The sequence below is a fragment of the Bacillota bacterium genome, from assembly GCA_018333655.1.
Classification (GTDB): Bacteria; Bacillota; UBA994; order UBA994; family UBA994; genus BS524.
Map to the genome: position 1 here is coordinate 12,608 of JAGXTJ010000024.1, position 19,823 is coordinate 32,430.

A 19,823-nucleotide genomic window follows, 5' to 3' on the forward strand; every position below is an offset into this window, starting at 1 on the left:
ATACTTATTCGCTAAAACAAGGGAGGCCCATCACCACATGGAGAAGTTTCGTCAGATTGTAGCTTTAAAATTAGCGCCACACTTAGATTTACCTGTCCACACTGTGCGCGCCATGATGGAGTCCCCCCCAAATTCCAACTGGGGCGATGTCGCTATACCCTGTTTCGCCTTAGCGAAGCAAAGGCGGCAGTCCCCCGCCAGCATCGCAGCTAAACTCGCCAGCGAGGTCGATTTGTCGGCACTGGCCAGCAAAGTAGAAGCCATGGGGGGGTACTTAAACATCACCTTCTTGAGCCACCGTGTGGCTGAAGAAATTATGGCCGGCTTGCAAAATGAGGGCTTCTTGTATGGCAATACGCAGCCCGGCCAAGGCAAAAACATAGTCATAGACTTTTCGTCGCCCAATATTGCTAAGCCTTTTGGCATAGGGCATCTTCGCACCACCGTTATCGGGCACAGCCTCTCGCGCATTTTTACAGAGCTAGGCTACAGCGTGGTGCGCGTTAATCATCTTGGCGACTGGGGCACCCAGTTTGGCAAACTAATTGTCGCCTACGAACTGTATGGCGAGGGCGACCCCCTAGAAGAAAACGCCGTCGACAAGCTCTTTCGCCTTTATGTCAAATTCCACCAAGAGGCCGCGCAGAACCCGGAGCTAGAGAGCCAAGCGCGCGAGTATTTTCGGCGCCTCGAAGCAGGCGACCCCGCCATACGCAAGTACTGGGAGCTCTTTAAAACAGTCAGCCTAGTCGAATTTAAACGTGTTTACGAACTCTTGGACATCACCTTTGACCACTTGCTAGGCGAAAGTTTCTACGAGCCCTTGCTCGCCCCCACCGTAGCGCAAATAGAGGCACAGGGGCTAGCCACGCTCTCTGACGGCGCGCTCATTGTCGACTTAGAGGCACAGGGCTTGCCGCCCATGCTCCTTAAAAAGTCAGACGGGGCAACGCTTTACGCCACCCGCGACCTCGCCGCCGCCCTCTACCGCCAGCGCACCCACGAGCCGCATCTTTTGCTCTACGTGGTGGGGCAAGAGCAGACCTTAGTCTTTAAGCAGCTCGCCGCCGTACTTAAACTCATGGGTGAGGCTGCCGGCGACAAGGTGGTGCATGTCAGCTTTGGGCTGTTTAAGTTCCCCGAAGGGCGCATGTCGACCCGCCGCGGCAACATCGTTTTTCTGGAAGACGTCTTAAATAAGAGCATTGAGCTAGCCTTAGCGGTTATAGAGCACAAGAACCCCACCTTAGAAGGTAAAGAAGAGATAGCCGAGAAGGTCGGCGTGGGGGCCATTATCTTTAGCGACCTCAAGCATGGGCGCATTAAAGATGTGACCTTTGACTGGGAGGAAATGCTCAATTTTGACGGCGAAACAGGGCCCTACCTGCAGTACACCCATGCCCGCGCCTGTGCCGTGCTGCGTAAAGCCGCGGAGGTGCCGGGCGTAGAGGCCGATATAGCTGCCCTCACGGACGAATATGCGCTGCCCCTCATCAAGCTTTTGGGCGAGTTTGCCCCCATAGTTGCCAAGGCCGCCCTAGAGTTCGAGCCCTCTGTAGTGGCGCGCTACGTGCTCGACCTAGCGCAGGCTTTTAATCGCTTCTACCATCATTGCCGCATTATCGGTAGCGATGACGGCGTGCAAAACGCGCGCCTAGCCCTAGTTCGCGCCACTAAGGTGGTGCTCGCGCGTGGGCTCTACCTCTTAGGGCTCTCTGCGGTAGAGAGAATGTAGTAAGGGCAGAAAGCTTTAAGAAAAGGAGGCGCGAGCGGTGGAGGAAAGAACGACCGTCAAGGAGTGGAGCGCCGGGGGCATAGTCTTTTGCGGCGACGAAGTGCTGGTACTGACTAATTTTCGCCAAGATGTGGTCTTTCCGAAAGGCCACTTAGAAGAAGGGGAGACCCCCCGCCAGGCGGCTCTCCGCGAGGTGGCCGAAGAGGCCGGTGTCGAACCAGAAGTGCTCGCTGGCCTTGGCTCTACCGACTACAGCTTCTATGTTCACCACCACAAAGCAAGGCATGACAAGACCGTCTACTGGTTCTTGATGCGGGCCAAAGACAAAAACATTCGCTGCGACGGCCGCGAGATTAAACGCGGGCAGTACATGAGTGTGCCCGAGGCCTTGTCGCTTTTAACATATGCCCCCGACCGGCAAAAGTTAGCCGAGGCTTATGCAGTGCTGCACAGTTTTGACAAAGGAGCTCTGCCATGTTAGAGCAATTACAGGCGTACTTGACGGGTGATTTGCGTTTCAACGAACCCATGAGCGAGCATTCTAGCTTCCGCATTGGGGGTGTGGCAGACGCGCTCTATGTGCCCTCTAGCGTCGCCGAGCTTAAAAAAGCCTTTGCTTTGGCGCTTTCACTAGGCATCCCTGTCACCATACTGGGGCAGGGCAGTAACCTCTTGGTGCTAGACGGCGGTATTCGTGGCTTAGTTATTAAGCTTGCCAGCACCCTCGACTGGGTAGAAGTACGGGGCACAGAGGTTGTGGCTGGTTGCGGGGTGCTCTTGTCCACCTTAGCGCACCAGGCGGCCGAGGCTTCCCTTACGGGCTTAGAGTTTGCCGCGGGCATACCCGGCACACTTGGCGGCGCCCTCACCATGAACGCCGGCGCCTACGACGGCGAGATGAAAGATGTCGTAACATCCGTACTCGTCTTAACGGCAGAGGGCCATGAGCAACTACTGACTCTAGACGAGCTTAGCTTTGGCTACCGCCAGAGCCTGCTGCAAAAGAAGAAACTTATCGCCCTCGAGGCGACGCTGGCACTGAAGAGCGGTAGTCGCGAGCAAATCTACGCCAAGATAGAGGACTTAAACCGCAGGCGGCGCGAAAAGCAACCTCTTACCCTGCCGAGCGCGGGCAGCGTCTTTAAGCGCCCCCCGGGGCACTTCGCCGGCACGCTTATCGAGCAGGCAGGGCTCAAGGGGCATCGCATCGGCGGAGCCGAAGTATCCACCCTGCACGCCGGCTTTATCGTCAATGTCGGCCAGGCTACGGCTAAAGACGTCAGGGCCCTCATCTGCCATATCCAAGCAGTGGTTAAAGATAAATTCAATGTCTGGCTCGAGCCAGAAATCCGCATCATCGGCGAAGAATAAATGGGTGACGAAAGTTAAAGGGAGGGTGACTAATGAAAAAAACAGCTACGGAATTAGCGCGCGAGCACTACCAAAACGGGTACAACTGCGCCGAGGCGATTTGGCTTGGTCTAAATGACGACTTGCCAGTAGAACAAAAAGCGCTGGGGTTAAAACTGGCCTCCGGCTTTGGCGGCGGCATGGGCTGTGGTGGGCTCTGCGGCGGGGCAGCGGGGGCCGTTATGGCCATCGGCCGCTTTTACGGGCGCGAGCTAGGCGGCCCGCGCAAAGAAGACGCCAAGCTTCTAGCCAAAGAACTAATCTCCGCCATCGAGAGCAAGTATGGCTCCGCCGCCTGCTCCGACCTTAAGCCCGAGACAGACGACTACCGTAAGCGCTGCGTAGAGTACGTCGCCTTCTGCGCCGACAAAGCCATCGAGCTCATGGATAGAGGAGTAGTAGACGAAGGCTGTGGCTGAGAGTAGCTCTTGTGCGCGGAGCGCAAGGACAAGAGGCAAGAGGCAGGAAATAGGAAGCAAGAAATCAGAAGCAGGAAATAGGAGGCAAGAGGCAGGAAGGTCATTAACGAGAAAGCTGCCCCGATGGGGCAGCTTGCAAAAAGCATGGTCGGGGCGACACGATTTGAACGTGCGGCCTCACGGTCCCGAACCGTGCGCTCTACCAAACTGAGCCACGCCCCGCTACAATTACTGCTTGATTATAGCATACCGCAAAAAAAAGGCAAACTTGTGCCCTGCGCAGGCAGGATTTAGTCCTGCCACCCGCCAATTTACTACCAACATCTTTTGGGAGGCGAAGGCGTTGTTCCACAAGCGGTGTGCGCATTGTAATGGTTTGTCTTTTTCGGCCTCGTCGCAAGGCATGTGGCTGTGCCCCTACTGCGGGGAAGATATAACGGAGACCGCGGCGGTGCTCGGGCAACCCTTGTGCATGACTGCCAAGCGGGAGGACAAGCAAGGCGAGTAGTGGCACGCTAAACTCTGGGGGGCGGTAGCCCCTTTTTTGTGCAAAAAAGGAGAGAACCATGCAAATTAAAGAAATCACCCTCGCACCACCCCTTATCGCCGCGCCTCTGGCGGGCATTACCGACCTACCCTGCCGCCTCATCGCCCGCGAGTACGGCGCCGCCTATGTCGTGAGCGAAATGGTGAGCAGCAAGGGCCTTATCTACGACCAAGCCAAAACGTGGGAGCTTCTCGCCCTTGACCCTCGCGAGCAACCCGTGGCGGTGCAGCTCTTTGGCAATGACCCCGGCGAAATGGCGCGCGCCGCCTACCTCGTAGCCGAGAAAACAGCCGCCTGCGCTATCGACATCAACATGGGCTGCCCCACCCCTAAAATAACAAAAAACGGGGCGGGTGCCGCCCTTATGCTAGAGCAAGCACTCGCCGCCGAAATAGTGCGGCAAATGGTCGCCGCCGTTTCTCTACCCATTACCGTCAAGACCCGCAAGGGATGGGACGACGAGCAGGTCAACGCCGTAGACTTTGCCCGCGCTATCGAGCAGGCAGGGGCTGCCGCCATCACCATACATGGGCGCACGCGCGAGCAGTTTTACAGTGGCAAGGCCGACTGGGGCATTATCGCCGCCGTAAAAAAAGCGGTGCGCATCCCCGTCATTGGCAATGGCGACATTGCCTCCCCCGCGGACGCGCACCGTATGATGGAGCAAACTCATTGCGACGGCGTCATGGTCGGGCGCGCCGCCCTAGGCAACCCCTACCTCTACCGCGATATCGCTCGCTCCTTCGCCGGCCTTGTGCCACTCCCTGCGCCAAGCAGCAGCGAAAGAGTAGCTCTCGCTCTGCGTCACCTAGAGCTAGCTGTCGCCCACAAAGGCGAGTATAGGGCGCTACGCGAAATGCGGCCCCACTTGGCGTGGTACTGCCGCGGGCTGCCAAGCGCCGCGCGCCTCAGGCAGCAAATCAATGTGGCAGAGAGCTTGGCTACTGTTAGGCAACTACTCCTCGCCTTTACCACCTAGCCATTACCGCATGCGCCCCCGTAAGTTCGTAAGCCCCGCCTCAAGCTGGGCATCGCGCCACACCGGCGGCTGTACGAGGCGCAAGTTTACCTGTTCTAGTAGCTCTCTACTGGCCAAGCCGTCGCGGTAGAGGCCAAAGTGCTGCTGAAAACGCATTACAGCCTGCCTAGTGGCGGCAGTATAGAGGTCATTTTGTGGCCCCTCGTAAAAGCCCAGTGCGGCAAGCGCACGGTGTAGCTTAGTAACCTCCGCATGCCTTTGCCCTAGCACCAGTTCGCGCTCCGCCGTCAGTAGCTCCGCCTTGGGGGCAGCAATTTCGGGCGCTGCTGGGGCAACCACAATACTCGGGGTAATGCCGTTATTATTTATCTCGTGGCCACTAGGCGTCAGGTAGCCCACTACGGTAAGCCTAACAGCGCCGACTCGCGCCCCTAGGTCGTAAATGCTCTGCGCCACACCCTTGCCAAAGGTCTTTGTCCCCACCAGCACTCCGCTTTTGCTATCTTGTATCGCCCCCGCCAGTATCTCTGCCGCCGAGGCGGTGCGCTCATCGACTAAGACTACGAGCGGCACTCTTGGCCCTGGCCCGGGCGACTGTACCGTTTCGCGCTGCCCGCCGCGGTAGACGATTACCGCCATGGGGCCAGCCCGCACAAAGTGCGGTGCCACTTGCATCATGCTCTGCAGCAGGCCGCCGCGGTTGCCGCGCAAATCTAGCACTAGCCCCCGTGCCCCACTAAGATCCGCCATCGCTTCGCGTATGTCCGCATCTAAGGCCGACCCGAAGCTATCCATGCGTATGTAGCCAATTTGCCCCTCGAGCATGCGCCACTCGGCAGATGGCGCCACCACATGGCCACGCTTTATGCTCACCGTCTGCAGGGTGTTGACATGGTTGCGGTAAAACGAAATAGACACGTCAGTGCCCACCTCGCCGCGTATCTGTGCCGACAGCTGCTCTAGAGTCAAGTGTCGCACATCGACCGCGCCGACAAAGAGAATAATATCACCAGCGCGTAGCCCTGCTCCGGCCGCCGGGCTGCCGCGAAACACTTGGGTAATGCGCGCGCCATCAGGCGTAATCTCTAGGCGCACCCCTATACCGGCGAATGACCCAGTCACCTGCTGCATAAACTGCGTATGCTCGGCCGGCGGTAAAAAGTTAGAATAGGGGTCATCTAAAGCGGCCATAATGCCGTCAATGGCGCCACGAATTAACACCTGGGGCGACACCTCGCGCCAGAAGTTCTGCTGCACTAGCCTTAGTACCTCAATCACCACCTGGTAGGCGTCGTCGGCGCGTGCCACGGGGGTAACCCAAGCGAGCGTCAACATGGCGGTCAGTAGAACCGCCGCAAGTACCTTTTTCACCTTCATTAAAATTCCTCCCGGCCAGTAGACTTCATATCTGTAACTACTTCGCCCCCGCGACGCAAACTCCTTGTCGCACTTGGTAGGGTAGGCCCTATCCCTGCGTCCCTAAGTGAACAAAAAAATAGAGCCACATCGTAATTTCTCACAATGCCGCTCCGCAAAAGTGGAGAACCCACTTTTTTTACGTACCCTAATTTTAAGTTACAGAAAACCAGTTGTCAATAAACCACAGCCCGATTCGACTAGCAGCAGTCTACGTCCCTACTGCTAGTTAACTTCTGTTAGTCCATTTAAGCAGTTCCTCGACTAGTTTAAAAACAGTAGTATAGGACTCACACTTTGACGGTGCCAAGTTTTTTCTCTTGTGGCATTCGTAGCCAATACGTGCATTCTTAATGGCAGTTGTTGTTTTGGGTTTCAGTGTCTTGTATAGCTTTGGGTCAGTCTTGACGTATGTGCGGCCAAGCAGATTGTTGAGTTCCCGTGCATAGTTATTGCGATGGAGCGCTCCATCCTGACGCCGAAAGTGCAAAATGAACCACAGTTCGAAGGCTTGGTTTGAGGACGCTACGCGCACGTCTTCTTTTTGCGCGAGTTTTATTGCTTCGTCAAAATTATGGAATTCGTCCCTGTCAAACACACACCAAACCTGAATGTATTGCCCTAGTGACTTCTCTTGCAGTGCCCGGTGCACGATATTGATGGGACTTCGGTTGTCCACTACAGTGCGTACCTTCACAGTACCGAGGTCAATCTTGAATTTGCTGAAGTAGGTGCTTTCAGTTTCCCCCGCGCAGACAACCAATATAACATTGTTTTGCTGTCTAGGCGGTCGAGCTCCCCTTCGATAATTCGTCGCTCGTCTACTCATACGCTGCGTTACGTTCTAGCCTAGGAATGGCTCCAAAGACGCCTAGTAGATATTTCTTTCTAAAGAGGTCATCCTTCCGGATGTCGGCGAAGTCATGTAGGGAGTAGAGTTCGCTTTCTCCGCGCTGATTCTTCTGCACAAACCATACTTGGTCGCGTCTGATGTCCTCATCTAGCAAAAGGACATCATGCGTGTTGCAGATGAGCTGGGCGGTTGATAGGTTAATGTCAAGGGAATGGAAGAGGTTGAGAATGAATCGTGTCAGGCTTGGGTGCAGCCTAGCGCCGAGTTCATCGATGATTACTAGCCTGCCTTCTTGCAGGCCTCTCAGAACAGGCCCGAGCATTTCGAAGAGGGCGAGTGTGCCTGCTGACTGGTACTCATCGAAGGGGAGGTCAACCGAGGCAACTCTTTCATTTTTGGCGCTGTACAAAGCGTGCCTTGTCTTAAGGTCAACTTCTCGGGTTTTCCTAATTCGTGTGAGACTAAAATCATCCCCAAGGTGGACAGTTTCTTCTTGAGAGTCAGTGTCAGTTATGCGAAATAGCACATTCTCTATGCCCGTGTCTGCCTGTTGAAGATGCTTTAGGACAGCGCGCATGTTTTGTTCGCTATCTCCCATATATTTGAATGTTTCCACCGGAGAAGATTGAGGGGTCAAGATCTGCACCGACTCAAGCCACTGCATAACATCCTTGGCGACCTTGTTGTTGAAGAGAGCCGCTACCGTAACAAAAAGCGCGTCTTCTCGCGTGTGATCTTTGATGGTTTCAAGTGCCTTGAGCGGTCCTCTAAGTTCTATTGTCGACCATGATGGCCCGCTGCGTTCAAAGAGCAAGCTTTCACGCTTCTCCTTTCTGTAGAGCCATTCTCCGTCCACCCGACCGCCAAGCAACTGAAAACCATACCTGTACAGTGTTGTTCCAGTGATGAAAGATATCTCAAACACGATGGGACTTTTTTCACTGTCTTGTGTAAATTTAAAGCCCTCCGCCTGCGCGGCCAGGCCCTTAACAGAAACCGAGTGCAATACCATCTGGCGCATGAACCACATAACCTTCAAAAGGTTGCTCTTTCCCGCTGCATTTGCTCCGTATACTAAAGAGCTTTTCAGGAGTCTCCCGTGGGGGTTATCTATGGTGTGTGTCTCCGCATGCTCCCCTATGGCAGAAGCCTGCATACTTAGCACGCAACTGCTCCGAAAAGATGCATAATTCTCGCAGGTAAATCCAACTAACATATTGACAGCTCCTTCAATCAGCGATTATGCTTCGAATATAGCATTAGTATGCCCAATTATCAACACTTAATGCCTAAATTCGCGAAATTTCTGCGAATATGCCCCGTAAGAATGCTCGTCCGCTAGGGCTGGAGCCTAACGCTTTTGCCAAGCCAGCAAGACGCTCGGGGAGGGCAGTAAATGCATGGAGTATTTAGGTGGCGAGGCTGTGTAAAAAGGCCTGTACATCCCTGGCGTACAACGTACGGAGTTTGACCGCATCTTCCCAGACAATTCGTACCTTTCGCTCATCTAGGTCATAGGAGTAGGCGCGCTGGAAAAAATGCCTGAAAGAGCGCAGATTGTCCAGTAAGGTGAAGCTATCCTGAGACAAGAGGGCGGGTCTTACGCCTTCTATCGTGTAGGTCATCCTTTTGAGCAGTTCGGCGTGATAACGCGTCTTGTGGTCGATATTGTTTTCAAAGGAGACAGCTACCGTCTTAAAGAGTCGTTGAACTCCTTTTCCACGGTATCCCTTCCTTTACTATTGTACTAGCTAGGCGATGTCCCTCTAGCTGCACGACGTCGACTTCATCTTTGCCGACTTCTCGTGAGAGAAAAGCCGCAGCTGCAAAAAAGTCTTTGTCCTGCAGCCCTGCGAAGGCTATATCTAAATCCGAAAGTTCGTCAAAGCCCTCCGGCCTGGCGACAGAGCCAAATACATAGGCTTGCTCAAACTGAATTAACCGGGACAGTTTATCGAGGGCTTTCATGGCATCGTCTAGCAATTGCGTGCGAAGTTGCTCCCGCTCTTGCTTTTTCTTAGCACGTGCGCTGTCTAGAATATGGGTTGACCACATAGCAACTCGCCTCCCCGATGCTCTCACTAACAATTATGACGCGAAAACTCTTGCGGGGCAAGCATCCTAGCGCTGCTGCTTGTAGCGCTCTTCTGCCCTAAGTGTATCCAATCGGCCGCGCATTGGCTATAATATTGGCAAGAGGATTGTCGTGGCATCAGCAAAGCTAGATTAATGCACGGGCCGGCCAGTCATTAGGGGTTTACGCCTTGCACAAAAAGGACAGAGTAAACACAGAAGGTGAGAGTGTGGAGGAGATAAGGGTTGCTGTCCGGGACGCGGTATACTGTCATTTTGAAGACAGAGATAGGCCACGAAAGATTAGCTTGCAGTTTGTGAAACAAGTATAAATTTCTAAAGACGTATTGATAAGGGAACTGTTTTCGTAGCACTAGCTATGGAGCGCGGCCACTATAAATGTGGCCGTTTTTGTGAGTAGAGGCAGGGTTTTGCTAGAAAGGAGGCAACCTATGGCAGTTAAGCGCAATGTGTTCAAGGCGGCTCTCGGTTTAAGTTTGGTTTCGCTTGTAAGCAAATTACTGGGTTTTGCCAGAGAGCAGGCCATTGCTTGGCGTTTTGGTGCCGGTGCCGCGGTGGACACCTATGTCGCCGCCCTGGCCATACCCACCCTTATTTCTGGCGTGGTGGGCGGCGCCCTGTCGACCGCCTTCTTGCCGGTTTACAGCGAAGCCAGAAATACTAAAGAGGGAGAGCAGCTCTCAGGCACTGTTTCGGTGGTAAATGCTCTGTTCGGCGTGCTAGGCTCTGTCGCCGCGCTCTACTTTGCCCCGTTTCTCGTGCGGGTCTTAGTCGGCAACTTCCCCGCGGCGCAGCAAGCGCAGACCGTGCTCTTACTCCGCATCCTGTCTTTTGGCACCCTGCTCATGCATATATCCTTCTTCTTGACCATGCTCTTTAACAGCCATCGGCAATTTCTCTTGCCCGCGCTTAACCCCGTACTACAGAACGGCATTATTGTGGCGGGCGTACTTGGTTTTGGCGCGGGGGGCATGGGCTATGTGGCGTGGGCCGCCCTTATCGCCATGGCGCTGCCCGTCTTGTTACTTCTTGGCTGGGCGCTTTTTCGGCACTACCCCATTTGGGCGTGGCCAAGCTACCGCGACCCTAAGTTTGCCAAGGTACTTAAACTATCTGCCCCCATATTTGTGGCGGGGGTTTTTGGGCAGCTCTACATGATCGTCGACCGCCGCCTCGCCAGCGGTCTTGACCCTGGCAGCATCGCCTCGCTTAATTTTGCCAACCGCCTTGTGCAGCTACCCTTTGGCATCTTCGTCATGGCGCTCTCTACGGTGGTCTTCCCCGCACTAGCCGACCTCGCCGCGCAGGGCAACAAAAAAGGCTTTGCCGAGGCTCTCGCGGCGGGGCTTCGCGCCTTGTTCATCTTGCTCGTTCCCGCCACGGTGGGGCTGTGGGTCTTACGCTACCCCATCGTGCGTCTTGCCTTTGAGCGTGGCTCCTTCGACGCCACCGATACCGCCAAGACCGCCTTCGCCCTAGGCTTCTACGCCCTAGGGCTGCTCGGCCTTTCGGCCGGCACAGTGCTCACACGCGCCTTTTACTCCCTGCACGACACTACTACGCCCGTCAAAGTCGGTATCCTTACCGCCGTGCTGCAGGCACTGCTCGCCCTGCTCTTGGTGCACCCCCTAGCGCATGGCGGCCTAGCCCTCGCTAACTCCATCGGCGTCTCGCTTGGCGCTGTGGCCATGTTCTACCTACTGCGTAAATCGAAAGTCCACTTAAACATGGGGGCGACCACCCTCCTCTCTAAAGTTGTCATTGCCGCGCTAGGCATGGGCGTCGTGAGCCACTTGCTCTTGACCGTCCTCAGCCCCCTCGGCGAGGTCGTCGCCCTTAGCGCGGCGGTTACCGGCGGGCTAGCTGTCTACGCCCTTGGCCTACTGCTCCTGCGGGTGGCGGAGGTCACCTCTGCCCTAAAAAAAGCCTCACTTTGGTGGCGGAGTAAACGCTAAGGGAAAAAGGCCGCAAGGCGTTTTTATTTTCGACAAATTTCTTGTTTTTTCGCAATATACAGGCTGTAGCATCACCTTATGGCAAGGTTGGAGGGAAGCTTATGCGGGCACTTCATCGGCTGCTCGTAGCCCTGTTCCTTTTATGGTATCGGGGGTCTGCGTAAACGCCCTAGCTATCTGTCTAGGGCCTGTAATCCTTGGCCAGGCGAATGAAGCCTTGGTCGGACTAATTCAGTTATGAGGAGATGATGTATTGCGTAAGTTGGTAGCCTTGGCAGTGATTACTGCCTTATTTTTTACCTTGCTGCCCTCTGTCGAAGCCAGGACCCCTACCTATATATTAGTCGTAGGCGAGACTGAGACTGGTGGGCACCTAGGTGTCGTTCGTGTGCTCGGACGTGAATACACTCTTGAGGTGTTGCCTAAAGCCGCGCAATTCGCCTTGCTTGGTCACGGCGTGCAAACAGAAAACCTCTACAGCCACCTCGCCATGTCTGAGTTAGTTAGCCGCACGGAGACAGCGCTCGGCATAAAGATTGCGCGCCATGTGCGCTTTAATGAACGACTCATTCCTGAAATCGTGCAGCGCCTAGGTGGAGTAGCGATAGGGGGACGCAGGCATTCTGGAGCAGAGGTGCGCGCTTTGCTCGACCCGCCTGCTAACGGTCTCTACACACGCTCCATAAATCAAATCGAAATAGTGCAAGCCATGGTGGCAGAAGCCCTGCGGCCCGCCAATTGGCTCAAGCTGCCTGGCATTGTGCGTGCCTTCTTCGCCGGGGTGCAGACAAACTACACCCTCACCGCGGCCCTAGGCTTACTGGTGCAGCGACCAACCAAGATAGATGTGGTGTACCTTAACCGCCCTGCCATCTACTTCGAGGGTCGCTACTATCCACAAAATTTGCCCTTACCGGTTGTAGTTGACGGGCGCACCCTAGTGCCCCTACGTGTTATCGAGCAAATTAGCGGGGCCACTATCAGTTGGCATGAGGGGCAACAAAGGGCAACAATTGCGCAGAGGGGTCGTACTATCGCCATGACGATAGGTCAAACGGTCGCTTGGGTTGACGATCAGGCTCACTCGCTAGGTAGCCCCCCCCGGCTCGTTGGTGGCAGAACGATGGTGCCCTTTCGGTTTATCTTTGAGCAGTTAGGGTATAATGTCCAATGGGTGGAGAGCGATTTTGTGATTTTAGTTAGTATCGATTAACAGGACTAATTCATTTAAGCGGGAGATGGTACAAGATGAGTACGGAGCTACTCGGGGCGGTTCTCCTAGCTGTTGTTTCAGGGATCATTTGGCTAGTTACCCGTAGAGCAGCTGTCTTGCACAAGGCTAATCGGCGCAAGGTCAGTTCATGGCGGCAATCTGAACACTACAAACCTTTCCTAGCAGGGCTAGAAGCTACCGACAGGGCACAATTTTTCGCGCACACGGAGCAAGAGCAGTATAAATTATACATGGATTGGACGCTTCGCGAAGGCCTCCGGGCGAGCGAACGACAGTTCACATTGTAGGCATAGCGCGTCATGCCCCCTTAGTCGTATTCCACCCGCCAGACATATTGTTTGGCGGGCGTTTGTGTTCACAAGGCCATCTGCTCGAAATCCAAATGCGAGAATATGCCTAGCTAGACCATGGAATGTAGAGGGGGTATTTTGCCTTGCCTGTCCGGAGCTTGCTGGCCCTTGTCGTTATATTTCTCTCGTGGTGGCCACGGCGCAGGGAGGGGGCTTATTCTAGCAAGTGTCATGCTACTGCTCGGTGTGGCAGCGCTCTACGGATGGTTGGTTTACAGTCCTGACCACTATCGCTTATCTACCATTTCGGACCCTGGCACAGCGATGCTCACATTTGACCTCGCGCGATTACAGGCTACCGAGCAGTACACTATACTGGGGCGGGCAAATATGACCGGCAGCGCTGAGCCGCAGGTGCGGGTAGTAGTCTGGAGCCTGCGTGAGGGAGAAATAACGGCGACTCTAGCGCAGCACAGCCTAAGGCAGAGCGGCAACAAAGGGCAACAATTGCACAGGGGGGTCGGACTATCACCATGACTATAGGTCAAACGGTGGCTTGGGTTGATGATCAGGCTCACTCACTAGGTAGCCCCCCGGCTCGTTGGTGGCAGAACGGTGGTGCCTTTCGGTTTATCTTTGAAAAGCTCGGCTACAATGTCGAGTGGGTGGAGAGCGACCATGTGATAAAGGTTGGTAAGTAACCTAGAACTCATGCAGTCCTAGCCGTAACGCCATATGACCCGGCTAATACCTAATGCTCCATTGCGCATGGTAGGCATCAGGAGAAGAAAGCTGTGTTGCCCCGAGGCAGTCACATCGGACAAGACGCGGAGCTAGATTTGTCGCTGAGACAGCATCTGGTTCCATTAGTTTGTTCTCAACAAAATTCCTGCTGAGCATAGTGCGGCAAAGCCCTTTAGTCTGCACCTAACCGCTATTTCAAATTTGTAATTGCAGAACCAGCGCATTTCACATAAGATTAATGGGCACCTGTAGTCTACATGCGCGCAGAGGACAACCAAGGGAGGTACAGCCTACATGCCCAAAACCGCCAAAGTCACAACGCAGCACACCCAGAGGCAGGCACACAAGCAAACTGCACCAAACATGTTCGCTTACAAATACTTTGTCGCCGTTTTTTCGCTCGCCCTACTGGGGGTGGGGGCCTTTTTGCGAGGCCTTTACTGGCCGATCGAATACTGGGCAGCGATCTTTCTGTGCACAGTTGTCGGTCTGCTGGCCTTTCTGCTGTGGCCTGACCTGCGCACCCGGGGGCTCACGCTCTCGTGGCCAAAATTTGCCGCACTCATTTTCTTAGGAGTTTTGCTTCTTGGGCTTATTCGGCCTGTATCGACTTATCATGCACTGCAGTCAGTTCTATTTTGGGCTAGCGTGTTGTTGGTTTACTTGCTGTGGAGTGCGATGCCTCTAGACAAGGCACAACTGGAAAGAATTATTACAGGGCTAGTGTTGGCGGGCGCAGCCCTTGCCACAGCTGGTCTTGCCGTATACACCGGCGTTTATAGCTATGAACGTTGGCTAGTGGGCGGGCGCCTTTCTGCTGGCTTCGAGTACCCGAACGTGGCTGCAAGTTGGTTTTTGGTCACTTTACTGTTGGCGCTGCACCGTCTAATACACAGCGAGAAGCAACCCTTCACCAGTGTGTTCTATGCCATAGCGGCGCAACATAGTTTAGCGGCACTGTTCTTTACCTATTCACGAGGTGGTTGGCTCGCGGCAGGGGCCTGTGTGGCTCTGTTGATAGTAGTCAGTCTGCGTCAACGAGCTCTGTCGACAGTGCTCTCTTTGGTGTGGGTGGGAGCCTTGGGGCTACTTAGTATATACGTGCTACTGAGGTTGCAGTCCCTGCAGGGGTTTGCGCTTTTTTGGGCGCTCTCGCTCTTGGTGGGCTTGGGTACCTTAGCGCTGGGACGTCTGCGTGACCGCACTGTTTCGCGTCAGGCCTATTTGGGTGTGGGGCTACTTGTGTTTGCCGCGACGGGGGCCATAGCCTATCGCTCGTTGCCCTTTTTGACAGAAAGACTGCAGGCAGTGGTGGCGCGTTTTTCTTTAGAGGTAATGCTGCAGGATGGCCGGCTCGTGTTCTTTCGTGACGCTTGGCGCATTTTTTTGCAAAGCCCGGTATTTGGCCACGGTGGCGGAGCGTGGCGTTCGCTTTACCACCGCGTGCAGAGCTTCTTGTATGGTTCGGCGCGTTTGCACTCTGATCCGTTTGAGATATTGCTAGAGGTGGGCTTCGTTGGGTTTGCCGCTTATCTCGTGTTTGTCGGCTGGCACCTCATCAAAGGCGTGCGCAGCTCTAACCGTCAACACCAAGCACTGGCGCTAGCATCATTCGCGCTACTCTTGCACTCCACCATAGAAGCCCTCTTGGGCTTTCCGGTGCTATACTACTTGCTGGCAGTCATGCTTGGTATTTTGGGTGCTGACCTACCTGCGGCCAAGATTGCCTTGCCGCACCTTGCCCGTTTACAGCTACGCCGCCTGTTTGTTCCCGCGCTCCTAGTTATGTTAGTTGTATCCGGAATCTTCTGGCTAGCCGAGGCAGAGGACATGTGGAACATTCGCGCGGCAAACCTACGAGGTGATGCCGCCGCAGTTCGCGCGGGGTTAGAGCGAGCCCTCAAAGTGAACCCATATGCTTTTGACAGGCGCATGGCCTATATTGGCTTGCTATGGCGGGAGAGCCCCCAAGAGCAAGCATTGCCAAGCGCCTTGGCTGCGGCTCTCCGCTTTTGGCCGCACGACCCCCGCATAACTAATCTGTTTGGGCACTACTACCTAGGTCGGCAAGACTTCGCACGTGCGGTTGACTATTTTACGCAGGCACTAGAGCAACAACCCATGAACATTCAAAACCACGAAGCGTTGGCACTAGCGCATCTTTTCGCGGCGGTAGACGCCGCTGCTGAAGAAGCCGATGCCAGGGCGCATTTGTCAAACTTAGAGAGCGTGCACACAAATGTATCAGACATCATCACGCGAACAGACCCTGCTTGGCTCGTGCAAAGTACTATTCCCTTTGTAAAAACCCCAGTACTCACTACCACGCAAGGCGCACTCTTAGTTATGCGTGGGCACGTTGCCCAAGCCGTCGATGTGCTTAGTAACCCGGCCCTTGCAAAAAATGCGGACAGCCGTGAGACAGCACTAGTCTGGCTGATAAGGGCGCTTGAGCTTAGCGGTCGACACGATGAAGCGCAGGCAATCCTCGCTCTAGAGGAGGGCAATGCAGGGTTTAGAGCACATTTGGCTCATGTTTCTGCAGCAACGGATCGTAGTGACTAACGCTATATTACGGAATGCTTACAATTGCTAGGCACAGATAGGCATGCGAAAGCCTATGAAGTATATTAGTGGCAGAGCCTAGCGCGTAAAGCGCATGGCGCATTAACGCCTCCTATCGTCTTGTGGCCCTACGGGGGTAGCATGGTCGACGCAAGCTAGGGAGTGCGAGTTTCCCTTTCAGTATCTAAAGGAGGTCTAGAACGCAATGAAAAGAATAACTGCTTTACTGCTAAGTCTGGTAATGATGTCGAGCCTTTTCGCCGGCGTAGCCTTTGCCAGCACAACCCCCCTTGTAGCGCTGCAGGCGTCGGTAAGCGGTGTGGTTGCCCGCGACAGCGCGATCATAGTCAGCGGAGCCCTGTTGCCGATTGGCACACCTGGCACAACTGCGCTCAATACCAATTTGTACAGTGTGGCTGTCCAGCATAGGGCGCCAGGTGGGAGTTGGCTCGGCACGACTTTCAACCTTTACCAACCGATCACCGCTACAGCCGGATCGTTTTCGTTCGCTTTCGTTCCGGACAGAGCTGGTGACTATCGCCTAGCTGTAGTCGCCACAGCCGCTTTGGATACCGCACTTAACAGTGCCCTCGGCACAGCAACTCCGCTTCTCACTCACACGATCGGGACCGTTGCCCCCAACTCCCTCTCCGTCTCCACAACGACTCCTTCTGTAACGTGGGGACTCTATCAAACGGGCATCGGCCAGCAGGTCACCATTCCGCTCAGTATCACGCGAGTAATCGGCGGTGTGCTCAACAATTTCTACGATACCGCTCTTCTCTCGAGCGTAACGTACAATGGTGCCACGCTTGCTAGTGGTGCTGCTGCCTTAGAAGCAGTTACTTCAGCTGACATTGCTGCACAAGTGCGGCGTGTGACTATCACTCAGCCCACTGGCGCATTAGCTGCTGGTCCTCTAGTGATTACAGTTACTGCTGAAAATGGAGAGTCCATCGGCCCGGTTACGGTTAACGTGGCTGCGCGCGACGCTTTCAACATCATTGCAACGCCCAGCGCGACCCCTACAGTAGGCACAGCTTTTGACCTTACCGTTACAGCTTTTGATGCCGCTGGCCTTCTACCAAGGGAAGCAGGCGTCGCTCAGAGGCTTGATTACACCGTATCAAGGGTCAGTGGTCCGTTCGCTGCCCAACCTACACGTCGTGTTGCGGGTAACGGAGCCATTGCGTGGACCGGTCTCATTCCTCGCCAAGGCGGCGACATCGTGGTCACGACTGAGTTCTACTCGGACACGCATGTTCTGCTCGCCACTGTATCTCGGACCATTACCGTAGCAGGCCTCAGGCTTGAGCGCCCTGTAACTACCGTACGCCGCCTCGACGAGACTACACTGCGCGTAATCGTAACCGATGCCGCTGGTAATCGCGTCAATAACGCGCTTGTGACGTTTGAGGGCACTGCTGGCCAGTTTGCCGTTCGTGACATCAACACCGGCGAGTTTGTCAACACAGCCTCACCTACACTCCAAGTGAATGGGTTGTTGCCTACTCAGCCACGTGGTTCGTCAGTCGTTAACGGCGAGTATTCCATCGATGCAAGACTGCGTACAGTCGGCGACATTAGTGTCAGGGTGCAATTGCCCAGAGTGATTGGGGCTACACTTGAGTGGAATCCTGCTCCTCAAATCAATTGGACATCTGCCATTGCCGTGAATCCGACTCTTGGGTACACCCTATCTCTTGAACACACGCTCCTAGCTGGTTCTGCCGACGAGGCGGTTCTTGTCACTGTGCGCGATGTAGCCGGTGCGCTAGTGAACGATGCGACCTTGGCGTTCACACTCACCGACCCGACCGCTGCTATTACCCCGACACTGACATCCGCTGTTTTTAGCGGCAATGGTGTTTATAGCTTGCGCATGAATGTAACTGCAGCAGGTTCTTACACCATCACTGCGAACAATACAGCAGGCACCCTGACAGGTACTGCTACCATTTCCGCAGTTGCTCCGGTAGTGGCAGTAACCCCTGAAGGTGGTCGTCTAACCCAAAACTTCTACGACACCATCACTGTACGTGTGACCGATCCACGCACCAATGTCGCTTTAAACCGCGATATTACGGTCGCTGTACGTCCGGCCTTGACGCCCCTTCGTGTTACTACCGTCCCCACTGCCATCAACTTCGAGGCGCAAAATAGAGCGCTTACGACAACCGGTACGACATGGGATGAGGCTGACGGTATCGCTTCTGCCGTGTCGGAGCGTCAGTTCAGAATTCTTGCCACACCCAATACCACAGCTCTGCGTACCATCGCAGGCGTTGTGCATGAGCCTCAGGTAAGTGTTGTTGTCGCTGGAGCAGCCACTACTCACTTAACTCTCTCTCCTGCGACGCTACAGGTAACACCAGCGGAGCTCTTCTACAACCGCCAGAACGACGTGACTGTACAGTTGCTCAACGCTCACGGCGTCGGCATGGCTAGCAGTGTTGCCATCTCTGGAGCAGTTACGCTCGCCTCCACTACCCTGCCTGCCGCCGGGCTCACCCTGCGCGTCAATCCTGTCCCAGGGGTTGTGTTCGCACCTGAAGCAACATTCACAGTCACCCCTGTGCACGGCACAGCACTGACCGTCAATCGTCCGGTCGTTCTTCCTCCCGCTGACGCAGTAGCGCCTGTTATCACCACTAACGCTCCTGCTACAACTACCGCTGCCACCCTGCCCGTTACCGTAACAATTACAGACGATGTAAACGTTACCGGTATCATCTTTGAGGGTGCTGCAGTCACCATCTTCCCTGCGCGCACTCAAACCTTCGTGCGCAACGTTACCCTCGCTGTCGGCGCTAACACCTTCGTGGTAGTAGCTACCGATGCCGCAGGCAACGTCACCACCCATAGCGTCACCATCACCCGCACCGCTCCTGCTGCTGCCGACACCGCGGCACCTATCATCGAAGTGACTGTTCCTGCCGTAACGACCGAGGCTACTGCTGTAGTCACCGTTACTGTAAGAGATGCAGTGAATATTGCCGCTAACGGCATTATCTTCGACGGCGTGGTTATCCCCGGTTTCGTAAGTAGAGAGCAAGTCTTTACCCGCACCGTCAACCTGCGCGAAGGCATGAACATCTTCACCGTCGCCGCACAAGACGCTGCTGGTAACGTAACTACCCGCACTATCGCTGTAGAGCGTCGTACCCCGCCAGCACCAGTTAGCCATGTTATCACCATCGGCAGAGCTAACCCCGCCATCGGCCTCGACGTACCTGCTAACGTGCGCAATGGTCGCCTCATGGTTCCTTTCCGTTGGTTCGGTGAGAGAATCCTCGAAGCAACTGTTGACTACAGAGTACAAGGCACTGCCGAGATCGTCACCCTAGTAAAGGGCAACATCTCTGTAGAGCTCACACTCAACAGCACCATCGCTAAAGTTAACGGCACCCCAGTTGCTCTCGATGTAGCAGCCTTCGCCACCGGCGGCCGTACCTTGGTACCTGCCCGCTTCTTGGCTGAGACCTTCGGCTACACCGTCAACTGGAACCCCGCTGACGACAGCGTGACCATCAGCAAGAGATAGTCACTCTAAGCGAAAAAGAGAGGCCTTGTGGGGGAGAC

Annotated in this window: 17 protein-coding genes and 1 tRNA gene; 13 read left to right on the forward strand and 5 right to left on the reverse strand. The window is 54.9% G+C overall.

Annotation, left to right across the window (positions count from 1 at the left end; all coding sequences use genetic code 11):
- Positions 1 to 37 precede the first annotated feature (37 nt).
- Genes argS through KGZ92_05615 form a run of 4 tightly spaced genes read left to right on the forward strand, consistent with a single transcriptional unit; the run spans position 38 to position 3,564 of the window.
- On the forward strand, positions 38 to 1,735 hold the full coding sequence (argS, locus tag KGZ92_05600; protein ID MBS3888763.1) for an arginine--tRNA ligase: 1,698 nt from the start codon (positions 38 to 40) through the stop codon (positions 1,733 to 1,735).
- A gap of 37 nt (positions 1,736 to 1,772) precedes the next feature.
- A complete protein-coding gene (locus KGZ92_05605; protein MBS3888764.1) occupies positions 1,773 to 2,216 on the forward strand; it encodes an NUDIX hydrolase in 444 nt (147 codons plus the stop codon).
- Positions 2,210 to 3,106, forward strand: coding sequence for a UDP-N-acetylmuramate dehydrogenase (murB, locus tag KGZ92_05610; GenBank protein ID MBS3888765.1), 897 nt, complete (start codon positions 2,210 to 2,212; stop codon positions 3,104 to 3,106). Before KGZ92_05605 ends, murB begins: the two co-directional genes overlap by 7 nt.
- Positions 3,107 to 3,138: 32 nt before the next feature.
- The gene (locus KGZ92_05615) at positions 3,139 to 3,564 is read left to right on the forward strand and encodes a C-GCAxxG-C-C family protein (GenBank protein ID MBS3888766.1); all 426 of its coding nucleotides are present in this window, start codon (positions 3,139 to 3,141) and stop codon (positions 3,562 to 3,564) included.
- A gap of 145 nt (positions 3,565 to 3,709) precedes the next feature.
- Here the strand turns inward: KGZ92_05615 and KGZ92_05620 are convergent.
- Positions 3,710 to 3,786 (reverse strand) — tRNA-Pro (locus KGZ92_05620).
- Positions 3,787 to 3,907: 121 nt separating this feature from the next.
- Here KGZ92_05620 and KGZ92_05625 point away from each other — a divergent pair.
- Both KGZ92_05625 and dusB read left to right on the forward strand, forming a co-directional pair.
- Positions 3,908 to 4,072, forward strand: a complete 165-nt coding sequence (locus tag KGZ92_05625) for a hypothetical protein (GenBank protein ID MBS3888767.1) — start codon at positions 3,908 to 3,910, stop codon at positions 4,070 to 4,072.
- Positions 4,073 to 4,130: 58 nt separating this feature from the next.
- A complete protein-coding gene (gene dusB, locus KGZ92_05630) occupies positions 4,131 to 5,090 on the forward strand; it encodes a tRNA dihydrouridine synthase DusB (protein MBS3888768.1) in 960 nt (319 codons plus the stop codon).
- 3 nt (positions 5,091 to 5,093) lie between these two features.
- Here the strand turns inward: dusB and KGZ92_05635 are convergent, their stop codons facing one another.
- The 4 genes from KGZ92_05635 to KGZ92_05650 all read right to left on the reverse strand — a co-directional run bounded on the left by KGZ92_05635 (position 5,094) and on the right by KGZ92_05650 (position 9,414).
- Positions 5,094 to 6,467: a S41 family peptidase gene (locus tag KGZ92_05635; GenBank protein ID MBS3888769.1), complete on the reverse strand. Its 1,374-nt coding sequence runs from the start codon at positions 6,465 to 6,467 to the stop codon at positions 5,094 to 5,096.
- Positions 6,468 to 6,735: 268 nt separating this feature from the next.
- Positions 6,736 to 7,335 carry an RloB domain-containing protein gene (locus KGZ92_05640; protein MBS3888770.1) on the reverse strand — a complete coding sequence of 200 codons (600 nt, stop codon included), beginning with the start codon at positions 7,333 to 7,335 and terminating at the stop codon, positions 6,736 to 6,738.
- Positions 7,328 to 8,575: an ATP-binding protein gene (locus KGZ92_05645; protein MBS3888771.1), complete on the reverse strand. Its 1,248-nt coding sequence runs from the start codon at positions 8,573 to 8,575 to the stop codon at positions 7,328 to 7,330. The genes KGZ92_05640 and KGZ92_05645 overlap by 8 nt, the downstream gene beginning before the upstream one ends.
- Positions 8,576 to 9,054: 479 nt before the next feature.
- Positions 9,055 to 9,414 (reverse strand): hypothetical protein, encoded by a 360-nt coding sequence (locus KGZ92_05650; GenBank protein MBS3888772.1) that lies wholly within the window; start codon positions 9,412 to 9,414, stop codon positions 9,055 to 9,057.
- A gap of 470 nt (positions 9,415 to 9,884) precedes the next feature.
- Here KGZ92_05650 and murJ point away from each other — a divergent pair, with 470 nt between their 5' ends.
- The 7 genes from murJ (at position 9,885) to KGZ92_05685 (ending at position 19,785) form a co-directional block, all read left to right on the forward strand.
- On the forward strand, positions 9,885 to 11,408 hold the full coding sequence (murJ, locus tag KGZ92_05655) for a murein biosynthesis integral membrane protein MurJ (GenBank protein MBS3888773.1): 1,524 nt from the start codon (positions 9,885 to 9,887) through the stop codon (positions 11,406 to 11,408).
- A 253-nt stretch (positions 11,409 to 11,661) separates the two neighbouring features.
- Positions 11,662 to 12,621 carry a hypothetical protein gene (locus KGZ92_05660; protein ID MBS3888774.1) on the forward strand — a complete coding sequence of 320 codons (960 nt, stop codon included), beginning with the start codon at positions 11,662 to 11,664 and terminating at the stop codon, positions 12,619 to 12,621.
- A gap of 35 nt (positions 12,622 to 12,656) precedes the next feature.
- Positions 12,657 to 12,929 (forward strand): hypothetical protein, encoded by a 273-nt coding sequence (locus tag KGZ92_05665; GenBank protein MBS3888775.1) that lies wholly within the window; start codon positions 12,657 to 12,659, stop codon positions 12,927 to 12,929.
- Positions 12,930 to 13,100: 171 nt separating this feature from the next.
- Complete coding sequence (locus tag KGZ92_05670) at positions 13,101 to 13,469, forward strand: hypothetical protein (protein MBS3888776.1); 369 nt, start codon at positions 13,101 to 13,103, stop codon at positions 13,467 to 13,469.
- On the forward strand, positions 13,466 to 13,633 hold the full coding sequence (locus tag KGZ92_05675) for a hypothetical protein (protein ID MBS3888777.1): 168 nt from the start codon (positions 13,466 to 13,468) through the stop codon (positions 13,631 to 13,633). The genes KGZ92_05670 and KGZ92_05675 overlap by 4 nt, the downstream gene beginning before the upstream one ends.
- A gap of 337 nt (positions 13,634 to 13,970) precedes the next feature.
- Positions 13,971 to 16,241 (forward strand): O-antigen ligase family protein, encoded by a 2,271-nt coding sequence (locus tag KGZ92_05680; GenBank protein ID MBS3888778.1) that lies wholly within the window; start codon positions 13,971 to 13,973, stop codon positions 16,239 to 16,241.
- A gap of 205 nt (positions 16,242 to 16,446) precedes the next feature.
- The gene (locus KGZ92_05685; GenBank protein ID MBS3888779.1) at positions 16,447 to 19,785 is read left to right on the forward strand and encodes a hypothetical protein; all 3,339 of its coding nucleotides are present in this window, start codon (positions 16,447 to 16,449) and stop codon (positions 19,783 to 19,785) included.
- Positions 19,786 to 19,823 lie beyond the last annotated feature (38 nt).

Excerpts from the sequence above, each read along its gene's own strand:
- argS (MBS3888763.1), top strand. The coding sequence starts at position 38 with ATGGAGAAGTTTCGTCAGATTGTAGCTTTAAAATTAGCGCCACACTTA.
- murB (MBS3888765.1), top strand. The coding sequence starts at position 2,210 with ATGTTAGAGCAATTACAGGCGTACTTGACGGGTGATTTGCGTTTCAAC.
- KGZ92_05615 (MBS3888766.1), top strand. The coding sequence starts at position 3,139 with ATGAAAAAAACAGCTACGGAATTAGCGCGCGAGCACTACCAAAACGGG.
- dusB (MBS3888768.1), top strand. The coding sequence starts at position 4,131 with ATGCAAATTAAAGAAATCACCCTCGCACCACCCCTTATCGCCGCGCCT.
- KGZ92_05635 (MBS3888769.1), bottom strand. The coding sequence starts at position 6,467 with ATGAAGGTGAAAAAGGTACTTGCGGCGGTTCTACTGACCGCCATGTTG.
- KGZ92_05640 (MBS3888770.1), bottom strand. The coding sequence starts at position 7,335 with ATGAGTAGACGAGCGACGAATTATCGAAGGGGAGCTCGACCGCCTAGA.
- KGZ92_05645 (MBS3888771.1), bottom strand. The coding sequence starts at position 8,575 with ATGTTAGTTGGATTTACCTGCGAGAATTATGCATCTTTTCGGAGCAGT.
- KGZ92_05650 (MBS3888772.1), bottom strand. The coding sequence starts at position 9,414 with ATGTGGTCAACCCATATTCTAGACAGCGCACGTGCTAAGAAAAAGCAA.
- murJ (MBS3888773.1), top strand. The coding sequence starts at position 9,885 with ATGGCAGTTAAGCGCAATGTGTTCAAGGCGGCTCTCGGTTTAAGTTTG.
- KGZ92_05665 (MBS3888775.1), top strand. The coding sequence starts at position 12,657 with ATGAGTACGGAGCTACTCGGGGCGGTTCTCCTAGCTGTTGTTTCAGGG.
- KGZ92_05675 (MBS3888777.1), top strand. The coding sequence starts at position 13,466 with ATGACTATAGGTCAAACGGTGGCTTGGGTTGATGATCAGGCTCACTCA.
- KGZ92_05680 (MBS3888778.1), top strand. The coding sequence starts at position 13,971 with ATGCCCAAAACCGCCAAAGTCACAACGCAGCACACCCAGAGGCAGGCA.
- KGZ92_05685 (MBS3888779.1), top strand. The coding sequence starts at position 16,447 with ATGAAAAGAATAACTGCTTTACTGCTAAGTCTGGTAATGATGTCGAGC.